The sequence below is a fragment of the Methylomonas sp. LWB genome (assembly GCF_001856095.1).
Classification (GTDB): Bacteria; Pseudomonadota; Gammaproteobacteria; order Methylococcales; family Methylomonadaceae; genus Methylomonas; species Methylomonas koyamae_A.
The window spans coordinates 40,765-61,777 of record NZ_MKMC01000045.1; the positions used below are offsets into that span (position 1 = coordinate 40,765).

Here is a 21,013-nt window from a genome sequence, read left to right on the forward strand (position 1 = left end):
AAATATCTTATGCAATAAACGGTTTGATTGGTTTTGTCAGTTCGAACGCCCTTCTAATCGAAAGGTCGATTCTGACTGGGATTTTGGGATGTCTGCTTATGCAAATCGACCCTTTCGGGTTGGAATCCGCAACCCAGAATCAATCAGAAAAATTTTTCAACAAGTACATATCGAGCTTCTTCTACCCAGAAGATAATCAAAACAAGATTACAGTTGTACTGATCGACGAAAAAAGACAATCGGGGCCGCCTAGTTATAACAGACAAGCCAGATTAATCAAAACCGTTCTCGATCATCAGCCCAAAGCAATATTTATAGATCTTGACTACAAACTCCCTCATCCATCGCCCGATGGGCCATCAAAGCTTATTGAAACACTTGAGCAAGCTAAGGTCCCTGTCTATTTAGCCGTGACCGCTGAGCCGAGCGAGGTTAGTTGCATGCACGATAATAAAGAGGTCAATAATCTAAACGAGCATAAGGAATCTAAAGACTTTACTAACCTTGTTTATAAGGGTGTTAGAGTTGATGGTAAAGAAAGTAATGACAAAATACAACGCACCATTACAAATTGGTCTAAATGTAAAAACAAATATCCTTTACGATTCAAAACGAAAGAAGTTTCGGAAAATGATGGTTACATTTCAACACCTGCTTTTGCAATGTTTGAGAAATACTGCGAAGCTCCAGAAAACAATGAGAGATGTAAGGAAGTCGCCAAAATAAAAAATTCAAAAAATGATATTCCACCATCGTTTCTTGTAACATGGGGAAGAGATACGAGTGACTATAGTGCCGAGCTACTAAATAGCTTCACAACACCCGATGGAACTGACGCAACGCAGTCGAAGTGCTCCAATTATGATTTGATTGAACACTTTATTGCTTGGTTAAAATACGTGGTCAAAATAGATTCTGTACAGGCCCCGCGCAGCATTTGTCCATATACCAATACCATTGTATCTAATATGTTTAATGGGTCGCCAAAAGATGTAGACTGTTGGATGCGTATTTTATTGAGAGATAAATATGTTTTTATCGGTGCGGCGATGGACTACGATAATGACTCCATCCCTAACCCTATTAACGGAAAAGTGCCTGGGGTATATCTTCATGCTATGGCATTCGATAATTTATTGACCCTGGGCTATGAATATTATATTGACGTCAATGATAGTCAAATATTCAACTTTGTTGCGTTGTCTTTAATGTCTTTTTTTATAGCAAAAAGAGAGCGACTACTAGAGGATAGATTTCCAGAATTTCTAGTTGTTATATTAACGATCGTCCTGATTACGCTGCCAATGTCACTTTTGCTGATGGCGTTTGTATTTTTATTTCATATCACTCCTTCTAATTTTGTTGCCTTGGCAGTGATGCCATTCAACATAAAATATATCTCTGACAATGTCGTATCCGAAATCAATGAATTAACAAAAAAAACAGCTGGAAAAGCATCTACAAAGACCTTGGGTTTTATTAACAAACTGCGGAAGAATAAAAAACCATGAAAAACATAAAATTAAGAAATTTATTAGCTGCTTCACTGTTCTTTCAAGCTGTTGCGGTCTACGGAGAAGCAGAAATAATAACAGATAACACGGTAGCAGACATTAAAGCTCAAGAAGTTGAAATATTAAATGACAAAGGTGAACCGTTAACGACATGTAAGGACAAGAACAACAATAAAATTGATACTCAATCTCTAAAATCTTCCATGCCGCGCGGTGAGTTAATTGGTAAAAAGATTACTAAATATAATGAAGACGAAGCGATTATAAACATTGAAACCGATGTCTGGGCCGATTGTGTTTGGGTAAATGCGGGCGACGTAATTGCCTCGAAACCGCTAATAAAATGCAAAGACGCAATAACAATCACCAAAGATGATGTCACTAGTCCTGTGTCGTCGGGCTTGGGAGGAGCGTGCAATGTACAAAAGAAATAGCTATTTATCTTTATTTTTTATTACTTCGATTCTAACCGCCTGTCAATCGACACCAACACACGTAGCAAAAGTTGAAAACGACAAAATCGACTGTGGCAACTCTCTAGGGTTTAACAATCTCAGCTTCTTAAACGAAGATAAGCTAGTCGAATATAAAGGTATTGTAAAACCCGCAGTTGCAGTCTGGTTAGAAAAGGATACGCAGTTAATTGAGGATAAGGAAACCGTGGAAAAGATAAAAACAATAGCCTCTAGGCTGCAACTTAACTGGCCATGCGATGCACCAAAAGATATAGAAATATTTATTAAGCTATCGGATAGCTTTGATGCCTTTACGGATCAATATAATCAAATTTTTATAACAACCGGGTTATTAAAAGAGGTATCCAACGACGACCAATTGGCAGCAATTTTAGCGCATGAGCTATCGCACATTTTGTTAAAACACAATCAAAGTAAAAGCGTTTATCAATCGATGCCTTGGTCGTTTGAAAAGGCCGGAGCACTTGCTGTCATCATTGAAAACAAGATGGCACCTGATGAAAAAAACAAAACGACGCTTATGACGCAAGGCCTTAGTACAGCATGGTCGGATATTAGCTCTCCCGCATGGACGAGGGAAAACGAGCGCGATGCGGATAAATTAGGCTTAGATTTATTAATTAAAGGTGGTTACAACCAAAATGCATTTTTCGTCATTCTTGAAAAAATGCAGCAGGTTCAAATGAATCAGGGCGAACGTTTAAAAAATATTGCATTACTAGCCAAAAATAGTATTAATTTATTGGCATCTAGCTCTATCTCAGAAGTACCAGTCGATCATATACGCACACCATTAACCGAATTCATGAGCACCATGATCAACAGCACAGTTGATCAGATTCATAAAATGTTTGCCGAAAAAAATGTAGATTACGATTTACCTCAGGAGAGAATTAATGTTCTCAAAACCTATTACGCCGAACGTTATCCAAATCATAAATCGGAAAGAATGAAAAAAGAAATTAAACAGTCCATAGATAGTGCTTGGTGGAATAAAAAACCTTTGCCGAAAACTGACGATACAAACGAGAATAAAAAACTGAAAATAAAGAAGCCGAAAAAACAGAAGCAGGCTGTTAAAAAAACCATTACCCAAACACCCAATGAAAATGAAGCCAGTAAATTTAGCTACGACGATATAATCAAATCAAATTACATGCCAGCGATAGCTTATATCGAAGTTTCTCAGCAATATTTAATCAAAAGCGACCCCAGATATCAGACATTAGCTTACGAGATATTGCAATTAGGAGTTAAAAGAATTGGAAGAGCCTATCGATTTTATCCTTATCTAATTCCAGCGGCTAAAGCGAATGGAGATATTAGATTGGCCGAGCAATTTGCACAAGAGTGCTCGAGAAATCAAGATAGAGACTGGTTGCAAATTGTTACGGATACCTTAACTAAAGAGACAACAAAAAACCTGATGTATCCAGAATGCGTAAAAGCGTTAGGCTATGATCCACTACACAAAAAACTCAATTAATTCTTGAAATGAGAATACACTATATCGTGATTGCCGTTAATCTGATGGCTTCTTGGGGCAGATTGATTGTGTTTTCTGCTAATGGCGTACGAGTCGACCGAATTTAGTGTAGCCCCGTTGTTCGGACAATTATATCTGTGTTAGGTGATAGCGTTGGTCATACCACGCTTGAATAGCGCTTTCCCAATTTTCCAAATCGGATTAACCGATTCCACCGCCGCTTTAAAATTCTCCGCTCTCTTGCCCCCTGTTTCAAAACCCTCGCCACTCTCCTTAATTCCGCCAGTATAGCTTTAACAACACCGGCACCAGCGAAACGACCGCCACTAATACAATAGCCGCAATCACCGGCGGCTCCAACAACTGGTTAAACGACGCGATCCGCTCCAGTTTTTCGCCGCCGTTGGCGTAAATCAACGAAGTCGGCAACACACCCAATATCGTACTCAGACAATATTGCCGAAACGATACTCTGGAAATCCCGGCGGTGATATTGATGATAAAATACGGCACCACCATGACCAGTCGTAAACTCAGGAAATAATAAAAGCCATTATGTTCCAACTCGGTATCGATATTTTTTATTCGATCGTAATAGCTTTTTTCAAACCACCCTTTTAACGCATAGCGGCTAATGGCGAACCCGACCAAACAGGCTAAAATAGTCGCCCCGACATTATAGATAGCTCCCAGATAAAACCCGAAACAATAGCCGCCCAACACTTTGATCGCCGCGGCGGCCGGTACCGGGGAGTTGACGAAAACGACACAAGCCAGAAAAAACAAGACCACCGAAAACGAGTAATGATCTTGAATAAACCGACTTAACCAAACTTTATTAGTTTTCACCGTTTCCAGCGTCAAATTGTCGGCATAATAGATTGAAACTGCCAAAAACAAAATAAATAACAACGCCAAAGCATATTTTTTTATTATCACAAAACCGCCATCTTCGAATAAATCCCTAGCCGTATTACTCAGAAAACACATGCGGGCACGACCAGGTTTTCGCCACCAAGCAAGTCCTGACATCAACGCAACCTGGAATCCACATCCAACCAGAAACAATCGACATCATCGGACCCAGCCTCTTGAAACCCGCTCGCGGGTCGGACCATGCCGACTAACGCCACTTTATCGCTTTCATTTTTCGCAACTATTCCCCCTTTTTTCAAAGCGGAAAAACTGGAATAAGGCCGCTTTTGCAGCCTCTGCCGAATAGTTAGCCTTTTCCAGGCAATAAGCCTCACGGGATCGTTCGGCGGCTGATCCGCCCAAGGGCCAACGCTTTCCGCACAGCCGCCCGCGAGGAATCCTCGAATTGATACCATGCCCGGATGACCGCAATAAGACAACGCCGTTCGACCTTAGTCATTTAAACTGAAACTTGCGAAGATCGCCCGCCCGCGACAATCGGCCGTCATTGCGAACCGATAGCTGGTAAAATTGTCGGATCGCCGACATTCGGCGGCATTTCGAGCGATCAATTCTAATAAGTCCATCATGAGTACCCAACCCAGTTCCGACCTGACCACTTTCGAAAATCCCAGACCGGCGCGCGATTTCACGATCCGTATCGACATTCCGGAGTTCACCTGTTTGTGCCCGATGACCGGCCAGCCGGATTTCGCCAAATTGACGCTCGAATACGTGCCGGATCGGCTGTGCGTCGAATTGAAATCGCTAAAACTGTATATGTGGACCTTCCGCGAGCGCGGCGCCTTCCACGAAGCGGTCACCAACGAAATTCTCGACCACATCGCCGCGGCGACCCAACCGAATTTCATGCGCTTGCGCGCCGACTTCAATGTGCGCGGCGGGATCTATACGACGGTGGTCGTCGAACATCGCAACCCGGCTTGGCAAGCGCCGACGCCGGTCCAGTTGCCCTGATCCGATCCGTCCGATGATGAGCGGTAGAACCTTCTACAACGCCGACATCGCCGTCGCTCTGAAATACGACGGCAAGAACGCGCCCAAGGTCACCGCCAAGGGCGAAGGTTTTACCGCTCAACAAATTCTGGCGATTGCCGAAAAACACGACATTCCGCTACAAAATCAACCCGAACTGGCACGCATTCTGGCCCAGGTGCCGCTCGGCGACGAGATACCCGAACAACTCTACGTCGCCGTCGCCGAAGTCATCGCCTTCGCCTATCTGATCGCCGGCAAAACGCCCGACCTGTAATCCATGAATTTAAAAGAATTGTTGACCGTCCTGCCGCAATACGGCTTGCCCCATCACGCGCTGTCGAATCTGATGGCCAAGCTGACCCATTGCCGAAACCCGATCTGGAAAAACCTGTTCATCAAGACCATCGTCCGCCTGTACGGCGTGAACATGGCGGAAGCCAAATATCCCGACCCGGACAGTTACGCCAGTTTCAACGAATTCTTCACCCGCGAATTGCAAGACGGCGCCCGCACTTTTGCGTCGGGCCGCAACGAGCTGGCTTGCCCGGCGGACGGCGAAGTCAGTCAAGCCGGCACGATCGAGGCCGGGCGGATTTTCCAAGCCAAAGGCCACGACTACAGCGTGCTGGAGTTACTGGGAGGAGACGCGGAGCGCGCAGCTGCTTTCAGTGACGGTCGGTTTGCCACGATTTATTTGTCGCCCAAGGATTACCACCGCCTGCACATGCCGTTGGCCGGCACGCTGAAGGAGATGATCCACGTACCCGGCCGGCTGTTCAGCGTCAATAACACCACGGTCGGCGCGGTACCGAATCTGTTCGCCCGCAACGAACGGGTGGTGTGCATTTTCGACACCGAAGCCGGACCGATGGCCTTGATTTTGGTCGGCGCCATCTTCGTGTCCAGCGTCGAAACGGTCTGGCACGGCGTCGTCACGCCACCGACCGTCAGCCAAGCGCGGGTTTGGCAATACGGCGCCGACGCACCGACGCTAGTTAAAGGCGCCGAGATGGGCCGCTTCAACATGGGTTCGACGATCATCGTCCTGTTCGGCCCCGAGCAAGTCGCCTGGCATGCCGATCTGACCGCCGGCCGGCCGGTCCGGCTGGGCGAAAGCATCGGTAGGCATCTGGTTTAACACCCTTAAAATGCGATCGGCGGCGGGCTATGGCATAATGCGCGCCTGTCCGCCCGGCCGGACCGCTAACAAAACGATAACAATTAGAGGACAACAATGAGTTTCTTGATTTCAGACGCGATTGCGCAAACCGCACCCGCCGCCCAACAACCCGGCATCGAAGGCATGCTGTTTCCGCTTGGCATCCTGATCTTTTTCTACTTCCTGTTCATTCGCCCGCAATCCAAGCGCAACAAGGAGCAAAAACAAATGCTGGCCGCGCTTGGCAAGGGTTCGGAAGTGGTCACCAGCGGCGGGATACTGGGTAAAGTCGTCGATCTGGACGACAACTTCGTCAAATTGGAAGTCTCGGACAACACCTTCATCCAAGTCCAACGCCACGCCGTCGCGACAATGATGCCAAAAGGCACGTACAAAACCCTGAACAAAAAAGCCTAACGACTGCTCACAACGCCGCCCTCAATCCGCTCGCCCCTCCGGCGGCCTAGCTCGCGCAGCTATTAACGGAAACCTATGCAAAATCATTTTCCAGTCTGGAAGAACCTGATGGTTCTGACCCTTTTGGTGATCGGCACGCTCTACTCATTGCCGAATCTGTACGGCAACGATCCGGCGGTGCAAGTGGCTTCGTCCTCCGCCACGCCGTTGCAACAACGCCAAGCGGACGATGTCGCCGCCAGCATCCGCGACGCCGGTTTCACGACCAAGGCCTTCGAATTTACCGACGGCAAGGTGCTGGCCCGTTTCAACAATACCGACGAACAAATGAAAGTCGCCGACCTGTTGCGCGACAAGCTGGCCGAGCAAGCCACGGTCGCGCTCAATCTGGCGCCGGCCACGCCGGATTGGTTGCGCATGATCGGCGCGGAGCCGATGCATCTGGGTCTGGACTTGCGGGGCGGCGTGCATTTCCTGCTGGAAGTCGACATGGACTCCGCGTTGAAGCAAACCGAAGAACGCTATAACAACGACATCCGCACCGCCTTCCGCGACGCCAAGGTCCGTTATCAGTCGGTCAGCAAGGAAGCGAACGGCATCAAGGTGGTGTTGCCGAACGAAGAGGCCAGGGTCGCGGCGGCGGCGGTATTGAACAAGGATTTCCGCAATCTGGACCTGAAGGAAACCGGCCCCAACGAATTCACGTTGTCGATCACCGAGCGCGAATTGCGCGACATTAAAAAATCGGCGCTGGGCCAAAACATCACGACGTTGCGTAACCGGGTCAACGAGCTGGGCGTGGCCGAACCGATTATCCAGCAGCAAGGCGACAGCCGTATCGTCGTCCAACTGCCCGGCGTACAGGACACGACTCGCGCCAAGGAACTGCTCGGCACCACCGCGACGCTGGAATACCGCTTGGTCGACGTCGAACACGACGTGCAATCGGCCCTGTCCGGACACGAACCGGCCGGCGCGCGCCTTTACAAAGACAAAAACGGCAATCCGATTTTGTTGAAACGCTCGGTCATCGTCACCGGCGACCAAATTACCGACGCGTCGTCCGGCATGGACCAGGACGGCCAATCGGCGGTCTTCATCACCTTGGACGGCGCCGGCGCCAAAAAAATGGGCAAATTGACCCAGGAAAATATCGGCAAGCCGATGGCGGTCGTCTTCATCGAATACAAATCCGAGACCCGCGTCGTCAACGGCGAGAAAGTTCAACACAAGGAAAAAGTCGAAAAAGTCATCAGCGTCGCGACCATTCGCGACAGTTTCAGCAAACGCTTCCAAACCACCGGCCTGGACAGCCCCGAGGAAGCCCGTACCTTGGCCTTGTTGCTGCGCGCCGGCGCCCTGGCCGCGCCGGTCGAAATCGTCGAGGAACGCACGGTCGGTCCCAGCCTGGGTCAGGAAAACATCGACCAGGGCATGAACTCCATCGTCGCCGGCTTCTTGCTGGTCGTGGTCTTCATGGTGATTTACTACCGAGCCTTCGGCCTAATCGCCAACTTTGCGCTGCTGTTCAACGTGGTACTGCTGATTTCGATTATGTCGGTGCTACAAGCGACGCTGACTCTGCCGGGCATGGCCGGTATCGTGTTGACGGTGGGCATGGCGGTGGACGCCAACGTTTTGATCAACGAACGGATCCGCGAGGAACTGCGTCACGGCAACAGCTTGCAAACCAGCATTTACATGGGCTACGAAAAAGCCTTCGCGACGATTTTGGACTCCAACGTGACCCACTTCATCGTCGCGATCCTGCTGTTCGGTTTCGGTACCGGCCCTGTCAAGGGCTTCGCGCTGGTTCTGGTAATCGGGATCGCCACTTCGGTGTTTACCGCGGTCACCAGCACCCGGATGCTGGTCAATTGGTTCTACGGCAGCAACAGCGACCCCAGCAGGCTGTCGATCTAATCCGCCCGCGCCGCTGTCCGGAAGCCCGGCCGATACGCTGGGCTACTCCGGCACAGGCGCTCCATATGCTTGGCCGGGTTTCTCTTCACCCCGGCGAACGGGTTATAATGCCCTATTCTATTTTTTAATCATAAACCTACGGGAGTTAAATCAATGGCCATCGAACGTACTTTCTCCATCATCAAGCCCGACGCCGTCGCAAAAAACGTGATTGGAGAAATCGTCAGCCGCTTCGAAAAAAACGGACTACGCGTCGTTGCATCGAAAATGCTGCAATTGACCCAAGACCAAGCCGAAGGCTTTTACGCGGAACACAAGGAACGCGGCTTTTTTAAAGACTTGGTCAGCTTCATGACTTCCGGTCCGGTCGTCGTACAAGTGTTGGAAGGTGAAAACGCCGTTCTGAAAAATCGCGAACTGATGGGCGCGACCAACCCTAAAGAAGCCGCGCCGGGCACGATCCGCGCCGATTTCGCGGTCAGCATCGACGAAAACGCCGTCCATGGCTCCGACGCTCCGGAATCGGCCGCCAGAGAAATCGCTTACTTCTTCAGCGCGAATGAACTCTGCGACCGCATCCGCTAAACCGGCATTGGTCAATTTGCTGGATTTCGACAGAAAAGGTCTGCAAGCCTTTTTTGTCGAACTCGGCGAAAAGCCGTTTCGCGCCACCCAATTACTGAAGTGGATTTATCAGGAAGGCGTTGCCGATTTCGAGCAAATGACCAACCTGAGCAAATCGTTGCGCCAGTACTTGCGGGAACATTGCGAAGTCAGGGCGCCGGACATTGTCACGGAACAATTGGCAAGCGACGGCACCTGCAAATGGGCGATGCAAATGCGCTGCGGCAATCGGGTCGAGACGGTCTATATTCCGGAAGATCGGCGCGCGACCTTGTGCGTGTCGTCGCAAGTCGGCTGCGCGCTGGCCTGCAGTTTCTGCTCGACCGCCCAGCAAGGCTTCAACCGCAATTTAAGTACCGCCGAGATCGTCGGCCAGCTTTATCTGGCCCAACAACGCCTCGGGCCCGAGCGCCGCATCACCAATGTCGTGATGATGGGCATGGGCGAACCGCTGTTGAACTTCGATAATGTCGTCGCGGCGATGAATCTGATGATGGACGACTTCGCCTACGGCTTGTCGAAACGCCGGGTCACCGTCAGCACCTCCGGCGTCGTGCCGGCGATGAAAAGACTGGGCGACGTCTGCGACGTCAGCATGGCGGTATCGTTGCACGCGCCGTACGACGAACTGCGCGACCAATTGGTGCCGATCAACGTCAAATACCCGCTCGCCGAACTGATGGACGCTTGCCGCGACTACGCCAAGACCGGTCCGCGCAAGCACATTACCTTCGAATACGTGATGCTGGACGGCATCAACGACGGCGCCGAACACGCGCGCGCCCTGGTCAAACTGTTGAAGAACGTCCCGTCCAAGCTCAACCTGATTCCGTTCAATCCGTTCCCGCAGTCGTCGTATCGTTGCTCCAGCAGCGCCAATATCCTGCGCTTTCGCGACATTCTGCAGGACGCGGGACTAGTCACCACGATACGCAAAACGCGCGGCGAAGATATCGACGCCGCCTGCGGCCAACTGGTCGGCCAAGTCCAGGATAAAAGCCGCCGCCATCTAAAACTCCAAGCGACGCAGGCGCACGGCAGCGGCAATGTCGCGTAAACCGATACGATACTGGGCTATCTGCGGCATCGCCGGTCTTCTGACCGGCGGGTGCGGCTTGCTGCCCGACATCAAGCCGTCGATGAGCAATGCCGAAAAGGCCACGCTCAATCTGCAAATGGGCGCTCGCTATCTGGACATGGGCATGTTGGATGCCGCCCGCGAAAAATTGCAAACCGCGCTCAGCCTGGACTCCGGCAATGCCGAAATCCATAACACATTGGCGGTGTTTTACGAGCGGGTCAAGGACTACGACGCCGCCGACGACAGCTACCGTAGCGCCTTAAGCCGCGACCCCGCCAATTTCAGCACCTTGAACAATTACGGCCGCTTTCAATGCGAACGCGACCGGGTCGACCAAGGCGTGGAACTATTGAAGCAAGCGCTGGACTCGGCAATGAACACCCGGCCGTGGTTCGCACTGACCAATCTCGGCGCTTGCGCGCTCAAGCAAAACGACGCGCAGCAGGCCGAAGGCTATTTCCGCCAAGCCTTGCAAGCCCAAAGCGAATACGCTCCGGCCTTGCTGGAGATGCAGAAAATCAGTTATCAGAACCGCCAATATCTGTCGGCGCGCGGCTTCCTGGAACGCTATCTGGCCGTCGCCAATCACACCCCGGAAACCCTGTGGCTGGCTTTTCAAACCGAACGCTCACTGGGCAACGGCAAACTGGCCGAAGAGTACCGCGACAAACTCCTATCCGCTTTCCCGGCTTCGAAGGAAGCTCAACTCGTTAAATCCGCGATTAGCAAGTAAACCCAACATGGCAAAACAACAGCAGGCCATACAGGCCATCCGAGGCATGCACGATATTCTTCCCGAGCAATCGCCGCACTGGCAATGGCTGGAAGGTCATGCCCGCGACGTGCTCGGCGCCTACGGTTATCAGGAAATTCGGCTGCCCATCGTCGAAAAAACCGAGCTGTTCAAACGTTCGATCGGCGAAGTCACCGATATTGTCGAGAAGGAAATGTACACCTTCGACGACCGCAACGGCGACTCGCTGACCTTGCGTCCGGAAGGCACCGCCGGCTGTCTGCGCGCCTGTCTGGAACACGGTTTGTTGCACAATCAAAGCCATCGGCTCTGGTATTACGGACCGATGTTCCGCCATGAACGTCCGCAAAAAGGCCGTTACCGCCAGTTTTACCAGTTGGGCGTCGAAACCTACGGCATGGCTGGCCCCGACATCGATGCGGAAATGATTTTGTTAACCGATCGGCTTTGGAAACGCCTCGGTATCCGCGACATGGTCGAACTGCAAATCAACTCGCTGGGTACCGCCGAAGAACGGCTGGCCTACCGCGGCACGCTGGTCGAATACTTCAATCAACACCTGGATTACTTGGACGAAGACAGTCGCCGCCGCCTGGATACCAATCCGCTGCGTATTCTGGACAGCAAAAACCCCGACATGCAGGCGATGCTGCGCGGCGCGCCGGTTCTGCTCGATCATCTGGGCACAGACAGCCTGGCGCATTTCGACCGTCTGAAAGGCACGTTGGACGTCTTGGGGCTGAAGTACGCGATCAACACCCGTCTGGTACGCGGCCTGGATTACTACGGCAAAACCGTGTTCGAATGGGTCACCGAACGCCTAGGTTCGCAAGGCACGATTTGCGCCGGCGGCCGTTACGACGGCCTGATCGAGCAACTCGGCGGCAAGGCCAACCATGCGATCGGCTTCGCGATGGGCATGGAACGTATTCTGGCGCTGATCGAACAATTGGAACACGTCGACATTCCGGCCGGCGTCGACGTTTATCTGATCCGGGTCGGCGAACAGGCCGAAACCGTCGGCATGCGATTGGCGGAGCAGCTGAGAGATGCCCTGCCCGGCTTAAAAATCCAGGTCAATTGCGGCGGCGGCAGCTTCAAGAGCCAATTCAAAAAGGCCGACAAATCCGGCGCCGAATACGCGATTATCATCGGCGACGACGAAGCCCAAAACCAGGTCGCGGCGCTAAAGCCGTTGCGCCTTGAACAGGAACAAACCACGCTGGATCATCAGGCGCTCATCGAAACCTTGCGCGCCTGGCAACAGCAACGATTTCACACAACCGCAAACTAAGTAGAGAATTACCGTGGCAATTTACGATACCGAAGAAGAACAACTGGAACAGTTGAAAAAATGGTGGGAAGCCAATCAAACCGCCGTGATTGCCGGCGTCGTCACCGCGCTGGTCCTGGTGACCGGTTGGAATCTGTGGCAAAACCATCAAACCGATAAAAACAGCCAAGCTTCCCTGATGTTTCAGCAGATGCTGGAAAGCGCGAATTCCGGCAACCGCGAATCGACCGAAAAACTGGCCGAGCGCCTGCCTAGCGAGTTTCCGTCAACCGCTTACGCCGAGTTCGCCGGCCTGGAATTGGCGAAATCCAAGGTCGAACAAGGCGATCTGGAAGGCGCGAAAACCCTGTTGAAAAAAACCGTCGAAACCACCGCCAGCGACGAACTGCGCCACGTCGCTCGTCTGCGTTTGCTGCAATTGTTGTTGGCGAGCCGCGAGTTCGAACAAGGCCTGCAACTGATCGCGTCGGTGGATCCCGCCAAATCGGAAGGCTTCGCCGCCGCCTACGACGAACTGCAAGGCGACTTTTACGTCGCCCTGGAGCGGCCGGACGAGGCCCGCAACGCTTATCAAAGCGCGATCCGCACCGGGCAAGCCACGCCGCTGACTCAATTCAAGCTGGACGATCTGAGCACCGAAACGCCGTTAGCGCCGCCAGCCGCCAACTAACCCTCATTCAATGCACATGCCGACCAGGATTTATCGACTTCACCCGCTGGCCGCTCTGATCGCCTGCCTGCCGTTACTCGGCGGTTGCGCCGGTCTGGATGCCGGCCGCGACTTCATCTCCGGCATCACCGAATACATTACCGGCGACGACGATAACGCCGACCCGCCGGCGACGTTGCAAGAATATACGATGGAAGTCCAGCCCGAAATCGTCTGGAAGGAATCGATCGGTAGCGGCGCCGACGAAAAATATCTGAAACTGATCCCGGCCGCCGCGGAGGGCAGCGTCTACGTCGGCGACCACAAGGGCCATTTGCAAGCGCGCGGCGCCGGCAACGGCAGTTTGACCTGGGAAAACAATAGCGAGTACAGCTTTTCGGCCGGCCCCGGTCTGGGGCCGCACAGCGTCATCATGGGCACTAGCACCGGCGAAGTGGTAGCCTTCGACAAGGGCACCGGCGAGCAACGTTGGAGAACCGACGTTCCCAGCGAAGTACTGGCGACGCCGGTGGTCAGCCACGGCATCGTCCTGGTCCGCACCACCGACGGCAAGGTCCTCGGCTTGCAGGAAAACGGCGGCGGCGTGTTGTGGTCGTTCGAGCACAGCGTGCCGGCCCTGAGCATACGCGGTACCGGCGCCCCTATCGTCATCGACGACAGCGTCGTCATCGGCTCGGCCAACGGTAAATTGCAGGCATTGCAGTTAAAAGACGGCAAGGCCTTGTGGGAAGCGACGATCGCGATTCCGAGCGGACGTTCCGAAGTCGAACGCTTGGTCGATCTGGACGTCGATCCGGTCGCCGCCCGCGGGGCGATTTATATCGCCAGCTTTCAAGGCGGCACCTCGTCGGTGTCGGAAGTCGACGGCGATGTGCTGTGGCGCAACGAAGCCGTGTCGTCGTATAGCGGCTTGAGTCTGGATTACCGTTATCTCTACGTCAGCGATACCAAAAGCGAGGTCTGGCAGTTGGATCAACGCAGCGGCGCGTCGCTGTGGAAACAAAAGGATTTGCACAATCGGCAATTGACCGCCGCGGTTGCCTACCAAAACTATGTGGTGGTCGGCGATTACGAGGGCTATGTGCACTGGCTGTCGATTACCGACGGCCGCCAGCTGGGCCGCATTCAGGTCGGCAAGGCCGCGATAGAGGCCAAGCCGGTCGTCGTGGACGATACCGTTTACGTTTACGCTAAAGACGGCACCTTGGCCGCGTTGAGAGTCCACTAAATCATGCTACCCGTCATCGCCCTGGTCGGCCGCCCCAATGTCGGCAAATCCACGCTGTTCAATTATCTGACCCGCAGCCGCGAAGCGCTGGTCGCCGACTATCCCGGCCTGACCCGCGACCGCCAGTACGGCCGAGTCAAGCGCGGCGAGCGCGACTGCCTGGTCGTCGATACCGGCGGTATTACCGACGAGCGCGACGGCATTGACGTGTTCGCCAAGAAGCAGGTCGAAATCGCGCTGCAAGAAGCCGACGTGGTGTTCTTTTTAGTGGACGCCCGCGACGGCGTCAACGCGTCGGACGAAGCCATCGCCGACATGCTGCGCAAGTTGGGCAAACCGGTGGTGCTGGTCGTCAACAAAATCGACGGCATCGACAGCAACACCGTCGCCAACGATTTCTACGGCTTGGGTCTGGGCGAACCGGTGGCGATCGCCGCCGCCCACGGCCGCAACGTTCACGAATTGCTGGGCCAAATCGATACTTTGCTCCCGCCTCAGGCCGATGAGTTTCAGGAAGTCGATCCCGGCATTGCCATTGCGGTCGTCGGTCGGCCCAACGTCGGCAAGTCCACGCTGGTCAATCGCCTGCTCGGCGAGGAACGGGTCGTGGTGTTCGACGAAGCCGGCACCACCCGCGACAGCATTTACATTCCGTTCGAACGCGACGGCAAAAAATTCACGCTGATCGATACCGCCGGCATGCGTCGCCGCTCGCGGGTATCGCTGACCGTCGAGAAGTTCAGCATCATCAAGTCGCTGCAAGCCATCGAAAAAGCCCACGTGGTGATTTATCTGATCGACGCCCGCGAAGGCATCACCGATCAGGACGCCCACATTTTGGGCTTGGTATTGGAAGCCGGCCGGGCACTGATTATCGGCTTGAACAAATGGGACGGCCTGAACGCCGAACACAAGGACTTCGTCAAGAAGCAGATCGAGATGAAATTGTCCTTCCTCGATTTCGCCGAAAAACATCCGATTTCAGCGCTACACGGCAGCGGCGTCGGCAAACTGTTCGACGTGGTACATACCTTGTACGACTCGGCGATGGTGGACATGTCCACGCCGCTGTTAACTCGCATTCTAAGCGACGCGGTTGCAGCCCACCAACCGCCGCTGGTCGGCGGCCGACGCATCAAGCTCAAATACGCACACCAAGGCGGACGCAATCCGCCTGTCGTCGTGATTCACGGCGTGCAAACCGACGTGCTGCCCGGCGCCTACAAGCGCTATCTGATGAACTATTTCCGCGAGCAATTGCGCTTGGCCGGCACACCGGTCAGGCTGGTGTTCAAATCGCCGGAGAATCCGTTCCACGGCCAGAAAAACCAGCTGAGCGACCGCCAAGTCAAGAAACGCAAGCGGCTGATCGATTTCAGCAAGCGTCACAAATAGCAAACCCGCGAACAGAGCCGAGGTACGACGCCCGGCTATTGTGTTCAGCCATTCCCGGAGAACTTCATGGCCACCATCACCTTCCAAGGCAAACCGATCAATACCTGCGGCGAATTGCCGGCTATCGGCTCCCAAGCCCCGGATTTCAAGCTGACCAACCGAAAGATGCAAGATGTCGGTCTGACCAACTTTGCCGGCAAGCGCAAATTACTGAATATCGTCCCCAGTTTGGATACCCCAACCTGCGCCACCTCGACCCGTAAGTTCAACGAGAAGGCGGCCCATCTGCACAATACCGAAGTCTTGGTGATCTCGGCCGACCTGCCGTTCGCCCAGGTGCGCTTCTGCGAAATCGAAGGTATCAAACATGTCGGTGCGCTTTCGACATTCCGCTCCAGCTTCGCGCAAGATTACGGCGTCGAATTGCTGGACAGCATCCTGGCCGGCCTGACCGCACGCGCGGTCTTGGTACTCGATGAAACCGATACCGTGATTCATGCCGAACTGGTCGCCGAAATTGCCGACGAACCCGATTACGCGGCAGCGCTGGCAGCTCTCTCCACAGCTTGATCAGCCGAATTCGCAACGCTTTCTTAAGGACCAACCACGATTTCAACCGCTTTCACGGTCGAAATCGTGGTGCTTTGGCGGAATTTACCAAATTTTGCATTTTAAAGGCAGTACAACTCGAACGCGCGACCAACCCACAAATAATGGCCTAGGAACATAATCTTGCGCCCTTACTGGATAACTTTCCAGTTCCGCCGCCAAGCGACTCGGGGCGTTCCTCCTCAAAACGCCGAGACCGAAGGTCTCGCCCGCTAGTCGATTTCCAGATAAAATCAAGGTGCCCGTTGCTTTTTTAGGCGAAAAAACCTCTATTTACTATGGTAATCGCGCTAAAAAGCAGCATTCGAAACCAATTGCCTACCCATCCGGTCGTTCCTTAATCGGCCGGATCAAATAGCAAGCAGGGTAGGAGCAGCCCGGAAAACCGCCATTAATGGATAGCAAGCTCTCGGCGCGCCGTAGCGTCGTACGTCGCCAAGCAGAACGCAGAACCAATCCCTACGCTTTCAACAGCGAGGAATGGATTGCGATGATGCGGGAACAATATCTGCTCTGGCCGAAATTCGACCGGCGAGCGGGCGACCGGCGTCAGTCCGAACGCCGTGCGATGGATAGGCGCGCCTCGTTGCGCTCCGTCGCCACCGAACACGCTTTCCGCCGGGTTCGCCTGCTGTCCGCCGACGATCTGCTCAACGACGACGAAAAACAGATGATCCGCGAGCTGTTCGCGGACGATTAGTCGCCGAGCAGGATGTCGCCGCCGTGGCGCGCTTGCAACGCGAATTTGTCCTTGCTGCGCCGGACCCAACCTCTGGCCTCGACTTGCCGGCCGACATAGGACGCAAGCGGCGGAAACAAAGACGCATAGCGATTTTCCACCGCGACGGCCACCTCGTCGGAAAATTGCAGATAGCTATATTTCGCGGTGCGTTTGATACCGCTAATTCGGCCCGTCAACCGCTTCCAACCGTGATAATTTTCGGCGTTCAAGCTGGCATAGGGTTGCGCCGCGTACTCGGACCGGCCCCAAATACCCAAACCGGCTCGTTCGGCGTCGCGCTGAGCCGCCAACAAGCTATCGACATATTTCAGATTCGGCGGGAATATGTTGACCATCGCCAAGCCAGCCCGAACCAACTCCAGATTGACGAATTCACGCGACTCGGTAAACACGTAAGCCAATCGGCGTTGATATTTGTCCTGTTTCTCGACGTCGCCTTCCAAATACACTTTTCGGCGCTCCAATTTGGCGCGCAGCCAAGCCTTGGCTTGTTCTCCACCCGCTTCGGCGGACTTGTTGCGACCGGCAACTTCCGGGGTATTCACTCCCAGAAATCGGATTTTTTCACCGTTTGCCAATAAAATAGTGTCGCCGTCGTAGACCCTCTCGACTTCGACCAGCGCGATGCCGGGATCGACACTCAAAACCTCGGCGCTTTCGGTACCCCGATCCGAATAATGCCGCCGTCCTTGCGCATCGGTCCAACGATAAACGTCGCCGCCCTGAGCCACGGAGACAAGCAGCATGCCCAACGCGCATAATACCCACCGCTTCGTCATTACCAACCACTAACCATGACTGAACACCCCGCGATTACCGCCACCCGCCGTTGGCTGGAACACTTTGTGATTGCCTACGACATCTGCCCTTTCGCCCGGCGCGAGCATCAACGCGGCAGTATCCGATACCGGCTCGTCGCCGGCAACAGCCTGGAATTCGCGTTGGAAACCTTGATTAGCGAGTGCCTGCATCTGGACGCCGAACCGGAAACCGAAACCACCTTGTTGATTTTTAACGAGGACTTTCAGAATTTCGACGATTTCCTGGACCTGTTGGCGATTGCCGAACAGTTGCTGAGCGATCAGGACTACGAAGGTATTTACCAGCTGGCCAGCTTTCATCCCGACTATTGCTTCGACCGCGTCGATGCCGAGGATGCCGCCAATTACACCAATCGCGCGCCGTTCCCGATGCTGCATCTGATCCGAGAAGCCAGCATCGCGGCGGCCCTGGCCCATTACGCCCATCCCGAAACGATCCCGGAACGCAATATTGCGTTGACCCGGCGAATGGGGGTGGAGAAATTACGCGACATCCTTGCCGGTTGCTTTCAGGATTTGGAGTAGTAGTCGAAATCTTCGGTCTTTTTCAACTTAAAATTCGGCTCGACATCGATTTGAACGTCTTTAAGCTTTTCCTTGGGTTCGGCTACCTTGGCTCGGACTTCTTCCAGAAAATCCTTGAACCAAGCCTGGTCGATCACTTCCGCCATGTCCTCGTCTTGCAGTATGTTGGGCTCGTCAGGCAGGCTGCCGTAATCGCGTGCCGTCCGCAAAGCCCCCAAGCAAGCCTCTTGGTCGCCTCGTAACGCAAAAATGCAAGCCAAGTTATAAGCTGCGCTACCTGTTTGAATGTCGCACGCTTTTTCGAAAAAACTCTCGGCCAATTGATACAAGCCCGGTTTGCTCTCGTCCGGACTGATCCGGGCCAATTCCATAAATGCCACGCCGCCGTCGATGGCGGCCCCCAGATAATTGGTCGCGATCAACAGACAAAACGAAAACTTGGAAATCGCGTCCTCGTAGATTTCGACCGCCTCCTGACCTTGCTTGGTCTTGGCTTCGTGCAATAACGCAAAACCCCAATGATACAAGCCGTCCGCCACCAGGGGCTGGTCGGATACCACGCTGGCGAAACCTTGATAAGCGCCCTTGAACAATTGCTCGGCCCTACCGCCGTCGGCTTTGCGGGCTTGGGCAACTTGCTTGATCGCCGCATCCAACGTCGAACGTTTTTTAATGGAACTCAATAACGACATCTAAAATCCTCGCTGATGGTTAACCGATCGGGTTGCGTTAAAATAGCCGTGCATACTACACCATCGCCCAGCCGCCGGAAAATGTTAATGACCGACACCGCCAACCCTACCGAATTCGCCAAAATCAATCTGGAAACCTCCGCCATCGCCTGGCGGGAATTGCAACGTTTCTTCGCGGCCGGACTGGCGATTGCCGTCGCCGCCGATTTGGATTTAGTAGACGTGGCTTGGCAATTCTCCCAAGACAACAAGGCCCAAGTCGAGCAATGGCTGAATAGCGGCCGTATCGGCCATGTTAGCGACGAGCAAGCCGGACGCTGGTATGCCGACGACAGCCTGGTTTGGGCCGTCGTCGTCAAACCGTGGGTGCTGGTACAAGCGCGCTGAGTGCTCAATCGATCAGGTATTTGCGTTTAAGCCAGTAATCGGCGCTGACGTAACGGCCGCCGCCCAGAAAAAACAACGCAACCAATAGCACGAAATAGGTCGCCGCGAATTCGATCCCGTTGTTCAGCATCGCCAGACTGCCGAATTCGGTCAAATAGGCGTAATCGCCCTGAGCCTGCAAAATCTCCTTGGCCTTGTCCAATCGTTCGATCGCCGCCACGGTGCGATCGGTCGCGAATAGGCCGCTACCGGTGGCGATGGCCAGCCAACCGTTTTGCCAATGCGCGGTCACGGCCGCCACCACCATGATGACCGACAACGGCAGGCTGATCACCCGCGTTGCAAAACCGAACACTAAAAACAAGGCGCCGAAGGTCTCGACGAAGGCCACCAGAAACACCAGCACATACGGTGCTGGCAAGCCCAAGCCCCATTCCGCATTGCCGAACCATGCGGCGGTGTCGGTAAAATTGGCGAATTTCTTGGTTCCGGCCATCCAAAATACCGGCGCCAAATACAGCCGGATCAGCAGCGGCGCCAGAAAATCCAGACACCTAGCGGCATCGCAAGCCCTTCGGCACCAACGCGCCGCGACCGGCACCTTTTCGGCCGCGATGTTCATTAACGTGGCAAACGTCGTATTATTCATGCTCTCCCCCTCGAAATGTTCGTTTTTATCATGACTGGCTGTTCTTCGATCTTCGCCGACATTCCCAGCCGATTGCCGGCCGAATTATGCCAAACCTTGCATGCCGCGCCTACCGCCCGCATCGAGCGCATCGTCTCGCGGGGCCATGCCAGCGCTCCAGACGATTGGTACGATCAAGCCGAGGACGAATGGGTCATCGTTCTGCAAGGTAGGGCCAGACTCGCGTTCGCGGACCGGGCGGTATTGGAGATGCGGGCCGGCGACTATTTGCTGCTTCCGGCGCATTGCCGGCATCGGGTCGATTGGACCGATCCCGACACAGAAACCGTCTGGCTGGCCATTCATCTAGAATCCAAATCGACTAGCGTCTAAATCCAGCTCTCGGTCACGCAACCTTTCCGAACTTCTCGACAGGCGCCAGCCATCTTACTCCGCCTCGTCAGTTCCGGCGACGTTTTGGAAACGACGCTCCCAATCGAGGTCGCCGCTACGCCCGGAATACGGTTCCAACGCCTGAAAATCCTAGCAACGCGCCCTAGTCAGCCATTTGCGCAGCCTCGACTAAAATTAACTGACCGGCAATAGTGTATTTGCTCTACGTTATTATCAATGATACATAACGGCTGATATACTTTGAGCCCAGTCTTTGCCGG

Annotated in this window: 24 protein-coding genes; 20 read left to right on the forward strand and 4 right to left on the reverse strand. The window is 53.6% G+C overall.

The window, feature by feature from the left end:
- The first annotated feature begins 98 nt into the window (after window positions 1-98).
- From BJL95_RS16475 to BJL95_RS16485, 3 genes are read left to right on the forward strand one after another with little or no spacing between them, the layout of a single operon-like run.
- Entirely contained in the window at window positions 99-1,511 is a 1,413-nt protein-coding gene (locus BJL95_RS16475; RefSeq protein ID WP_071159483.1) for a CHASE2 domain-containing protein, read from the forward strand.
- The gene (locus tag BJL95_RS16480) at window positions 1,508-1,948 is read left to right on the forward strand and encodes a hypothetical protein (protein WP_071159485.1); all 441 of its coding nucleotides are present in this window, start codon (window positions 1,508-1,510) and stop codon (window positions 1,946-1,948) included. Before BJL95_RS16475 ends, BJL95_RS16480 begins: the two co-directional genes overlap by 4 nt.
- Window positions 1,932-3,476, forward strand: coding sequence for a M48 family metallopeptidase (locus tag BJL95_RS16485; protein WP_071159487.1), 1,545 nt, complete (start codon window positions 1,932-1,934; stop codon window positions 3,474-3,476). Before BJL95_RS16480 ends, BJL95_RS16485 begins: the two co-directional genes overlap by 17 nt.
- A gap of 273 nt (window positions 3,477-3,749) precedes the next feature.
- Here the strand turns inward: BJL95_RS16485 and BJL95_RS16490 are convergent, their stop codons facing one another.
- Window positions 3,750-4,325 carry a TVP38/TMEM64 family protein gene (locus BJL95_RS16490; RefSeq protein WP_254786832.1) on the reverse strand — a complete coding sequence of 192 codons (576 nt, stop codon included), beginning with the start codon at window positions 4,323-4,325 and terminating at the stop codon, window positions 3,750-3,752.
- Window positions 4,326-4,979: 654 nt separating this feature from the next.
- Here BJL95_RS16490 and queF point away from each other — a divergent pair.
- The 14 genes from queF (at window position 4,980) to BJL95_RS16565 (ending at window position 17,244) form a co-directional block, all read left to right on the forward strand.
- Complete coding sequence (queF, locus tag BJL95_RS16500; RefSeq protein WP_064025988.1) at window positions 4,980-5,369, forward strand: preQ(1) synthase; 390 nt, start codon at window positions 4,980-4,982, stop codon at window positions 5,367-5,369.
- Between the two features lie 16 nt (window positions 5,370-5,385).
- The gene (locus BJL95_RS16505) at window positions 5,386-5,664 is read left to right on the forward strand and encodes an EscU/YscU/HrcU family type III secretion system export apparatus switch protein (protein ID WP_064026042.1); all 279 of its coding nucleotides are present in this window, start codon (window positions 5,386-5,388) and stop codon (window positions 5,662-5,664) included.
- A gap of 3 nt (window positions 5,665-5,667) precedes the next feature.
- The gene (asd, locus tag BJL95_RS16510) at window positions 5,668-6,528 is read left to right on the forward strand and encodes an archaetidylserine decarboxylase (RefSeq protein WP_071159491.1); all 861 of its coding nucleotides are present in this window, start codon (window positions 5,668-5,670) and stop codon (window positions 6,526-6,528) included.
- A gap of 96 nt (window positions 6,529-6,624) precedes the next feature.
- Window positions 6,625-6,966: a preprotein translocase subunit YajC gene (gene yajC / locus BJL95_RS16515; protein WP_064025993.1), complete on the forward strand. Its 342-nt coding sequence runs from the start codon at window positions 6,625-6,627 to the stop codon at window positions 6,964-6,966.
- A gap of 75 nt (window positions 6,967-7,041) precedes the next feature.
- A complete protein-coding gene (gene secD, locus BJL95_RS16520) occupies window positions 7,042-8,889 on the forward strand; it encodes a protein translocase subunit SecD (protein WP_071159494.1) in 1,848 nt (615 codons plus the stop codon).
- Between the two features lie 153 nt (window positions 8,890-9,042).
- Complete coding sequence (gene ndk / locus BJL95_RS16525; protein WP_064026003.1) at window positions 9,043-9,474, forward strand: nucleoside-diphosphate kinase; 432 nt, start codon at window positions 9,043-9,045, stop codon at window positions 9,472-9,474.
- The gene (gene rlmN, locus BJL95_RS16530) at window positions 9,449-10,570 is read left to right on the forward strand and encodes a 23S rRNA (adenine(2503)-C(2))-methyltransferase RlmN (protein WP_071159496.1); all 1,122 of its coding nucleotides are present in this window, start codon (window positions 9,449-9,451) and stop codon (window positions 10,568-10,570) included. The genes ndk and rlmN overlap by 26 nt, the downstream gene beginning before the upstream one ends.
- A complete protein-coding gene (gene pilW, locus BJL95_RS16535) occupies window positions 10,560-11,327 on the forward strand; it encodes a type IV pilus biogenesis/stability protein PilW (protein WP_064026007.1) in 768 nt (255 codons plus the stop codon). Before rlmN ends, pilW begins: the two co-directional genes overlap by 11 nt.
- 7 nt (window positions 11,328-11,334) lie before the next feature.
- Window positions 11,335-12,642 carry a histidine--tRNA ligase gene (gene hisS / locus BJL95_RS16540; RefSeq protein ID WP_071159498.1) on the forward strand — a complete coding sequence of 436 codons (1,308 nt, stop codon included), beginning with the start codon at window positions 11,335-11,337 and terminating at the stop codon, window positions 12,640-12,642.
- Window positions 12,643-12,655: 13 nt separating this feature from the next.
- Window positions 12,656-13,312: a tetratricopeptide repeat protein gene (locus BJL95_RS16545; RefSeq protein WP_071159500.1), complete on the forward strand. Its 657-nt coding sequence runs from the start codon at window positions 12,656-12,658 to the stop codon at window positions 13,310-13,312.
- Window positions 13,313-13,328: 16 nt separating this feature from the next.
- Complete coding sequence (gene bamB, locus BJL95_RS16550; protein ID WP_064026013.1) at window positions 13,329-14,540, forward strand: outer membrane protein assembly factor BamB; 1,212 nt, start codon at window positions 13,329-13,331, stop codon at window positions 14,538-14,540.
- A gap of 3 nt (window positions 14,541-14,543) precedes the next feature.
- The gene (gene der / locus BJL95_RS16555; RefSeq protein ID WP_064026015.1) at window positions 14,544-15,935 is read left to right on the forward strand and encodes a ribosome biogenesis GTPase Der; all 1,392 of its coding nucleotides are present in this window, start codon (window positions 14,544-14,546) and stop codon (window positions 15,933-15,935) included.
- Window positions 15,936-16,001: 66 nt separating this feature from the next.
- Window positions 16,002-16,505: a thiol peroxidase gene (tpx, locus tag BJL95_RS16560; protein ID WP_071159502.1), complete on the forward strand. Its 504-nt coding sequence runs from the start codon at window positions 16,002-16,004 to the stop codon at window positions 16,503-16,505.
- A 433-nt stretch (window positions 16,506-16,938) separates the two neighbouring features.
- A complete protein-coding gene (locus BJL95_RS16565) occupies window positions 16,939-17,244 on the forward strand; it encodes a hypothetical protein (protein WP_071159504.1) in 306 nt (101 codons plus the stop codon).
- Here BJL95_RS16565 and BJL95_RS16570 read toward each other — a convergent pair.
- The gene (locus BJL95_RS16570; RefSeq protein WP_254786833.1) at window positions 17,241-18,032 is read right to left on the reverse strand and encodes a thermonuclease family protein; all 792 of its coding nucleotides are present in this window, start codon (window positions 18,030-18,032) and stop codon (window positions 17,241-17,243) included. The two genes, BJL95_RS16565 and BJL95_RS16570, sit on opposite strands and share 4 nt — an antisense overlap.
- Before the next feature lie 48 nt (window positions 18,033-18,080).
- On the opposite strand from BJL95_RS16570, the gene BJL95_RS16575 reads away from it, so the two are divergent.
- Complete coding sequence (locus BJL95_RS16575) at window positions 18,081-18,632, forward strand: DUF1415 domain-containing protein (protein WP_064026023.1); 552 nt, start codon at window positions 18,081-18,083, stop codon at window positions 18,630-18,632.
- Here the strand turns inward: BJL95_RS16575 and BJL95_RS16580 are convergent.
- Window positions 18,617-19,324 carry a hypothetical protein gene (locus BJL95_RS16580; RefSeq protein WP_064026025.1) on the reverse strand — a complete coding sequence of 236 codons (708 nt, stop codon included), beginning with the start codon at window positions 19,322-19,324 and terminating at the stop codon, window positions 18,617-18,619. The two genes, BJL95_RS16575 and BJL95_RS16580, sit on opposite strands and share 16 nt — an antisense overlap.
- An 87-nt stretch (window positions 19,325-19,411) precedes the next feature.
- Here BJL95_RS16580 and BJL95_RS16585 point away from each other — a divergent pair, with 87 nt between their 5' ends.
- Window positions 19,412-19,711 (forward strand): DUF2288 domain-containing protein, encoded by a 300-nt coding sequence (locus BJL95_RS16585; protein WP_064026028.1) that lies wholly within the window; start codon window positions 19,412-19,414, stop codon window positions 19,709-19,711.
- A gap of 4 nt (window positions 19,712-19,715) precedes the next feature.
- On the opposite strand, the gene BJL95_RS16590 is transcribed toward BJL95_RS16585, so the two are convergent.
- Complete coding sequence (locus BJL95_RS16590; RefSeq protein ID WP_083386115.1) at window positions 19,716-20,360, reverse strand: DoxX family protein; 645 nt, start codon at window positions 20,358-20,360, stop codon at window positions 19,716-19,718.
- Between the two features lie 30 nt (window positions 20,361-20,390).
- On the opposite strand from BJL95_RS16590, the gene BJL95_RS16595 reads away from it, so the two are divergent.
- On the forward strand, window positions 20,391-20,732 hold the full coding sequence (locus BJL95_RS16595) for a cupin domain-containing protein (protein WP_071159890.1): 342 nt from the start codon (window positions 20,391-20,393) through the stop codon (window positions 20,730-20,732).
- Window positions 20,733-21,013 lie beyond the last annotated feature (281 nt).

Bases quoted from the DNA above. Each gene is read 5' to 3' on its own strand.
- BJL95_RS16585 (WP_064026028.1), top strand. From the start codon at position 19,412: ATGACCGACACCGCCAACCCTACCGAATTCGCCAAAATCAATCTGGAA.
- BJL95_RS16590 (WP_083386115.1), bottom strand. From the start codon at position 20,360: ATGAATAATACGACGTTTGCCACGTTAATGAACATCGCGGCCGAAAAG.
- hisS (WP_071159498.1), top strand. From the start codon at position 11,335: ATGGCAAAACAACAGCAGGCCATACAGGCCATCCGAGGCATGCACGAT.
- asd (WP_071159491.1), top strand. From the start codon at position 5,668: ATGAATTTAAAAGAATTGTTGACCGTCCTGCCGCAATACGGCTTGCCC.
- BJL95_RS16595 (WP_071159890.1), top strand. From the start codon at position 20,391: ATGACTGGCTGTTCTTCGATCTTCGCCGACATTCCCAGCCGATTGCCG.
- BJL95_RS16570 (WP_254786833.1), bottom strand. From the start codon at position 18,032: ATGCTGCTTGTCTCCGTGGCTCAGGGCGGCGACGTTTATCGTTGGACC.
- BJL95_RS16575 (WP_064026023.1), top strand. From the start codon at position 18,081: ATGACTGAACACCCCGCGATTACCGCCACCCGCCGTTGGCTGGAACAC.
- ndk (WP_064026003.1), top strand. From the start codon at position 9,043: ATGGCCATCGAACGTACTTTCTCCATCATCAAGCCCGACGCCGTCGCA.
- der (WP_064026015.1), top strand. From the start codon at position 14,544: ATGCTACCCGTCATCGCCCTGGTCGGCCGCCCCAATGTCGGCAAATCC.
- bamB (WP_064026013.1), top strand. From the start codon at position 13,329: ATGCCGACCAGGATTTATCGACTTCACCCGCTGGCCGCTCTGATCGCC.
- BJL95_RS16485 (WP_071159487.1), top strand. From the start codon at position 1,932: ATGTACAAAAGAAATAGCTATTTATCTTTATTTTTTATTACTTCGATT.
- BJL95_RS16475 (WP_071159483.1), top strand. From the start codon at position 99: ATGCAAATCGACCCTTTCGGGTTGGAATCCGCAACCCAGAATCAATCA.
- BJL95_RS16565 (WP_071159504.1), top strand. From the start codon at position 16,939: ATGGATAGCAAGCTCTCGGCGCGCCGTAGCGTCGTACGTCGCCAAGCA.
- pilW (WP_064026007.1), top strand. From the start codon at position 10,560: ATGTCGCGTAAACCGATACGATACTGGGCTATCTGCGGCATCGCCGGT.
- yajC (WP_064025993.1), top strand. From the start codon at position 6,625: ATGAGTTTCTTGATTTCAGACGCGATTGCGCAAACCGCACCCGCCGCC.
- queF (WP_064025988.1), top strand. From the start codon at position 4,980: ATGAGTACCCAACCCAGTTCCGACCTGACCACTTTCGAAAATCCCAGA.
- BJL95_RS16505 (WP_064026042.1), top strand. From the start codon at position 5,386: ATGAGCGGTAGAACCTTCTACAACGCCGACATCGCCGTCGCTCTGAAA.
- BJL95_RS16580 (WP_064026025.1), bottom strand. From the start codon at position 19,324: ATGTCGTTATTGAGTTCCATTAAAAAACGTTCGACGTTGGATGCGGCG.
- tpx (WP_071159502.1), top strand. From the start codon at position 16,002: ATGGCCACCATCACCTTCCAAGGCAAACCGATCAATACCTGCGGCGAA.
- secD (WP_071159494.1), top strand. From the start codon at position 7,042: ATGCAAAATCATTTTCCAGTCTGGAAGAACCTGATGGTTCTGACCCTT.
- rlmN (WP_071159496.1), top strand. From the start codon at position 9,449: ATGAACTCTGCGACCGCATCCGCTAAACCGGCATTGGTCAATTTGCTG.
- BJL95_RS16480 (WP_071159485.1), top strand. From the start codon at position 1,508: ATGAAAAACATAAAATTAAGAAATTTATTAGCTGCTTCACTGTTCTTT.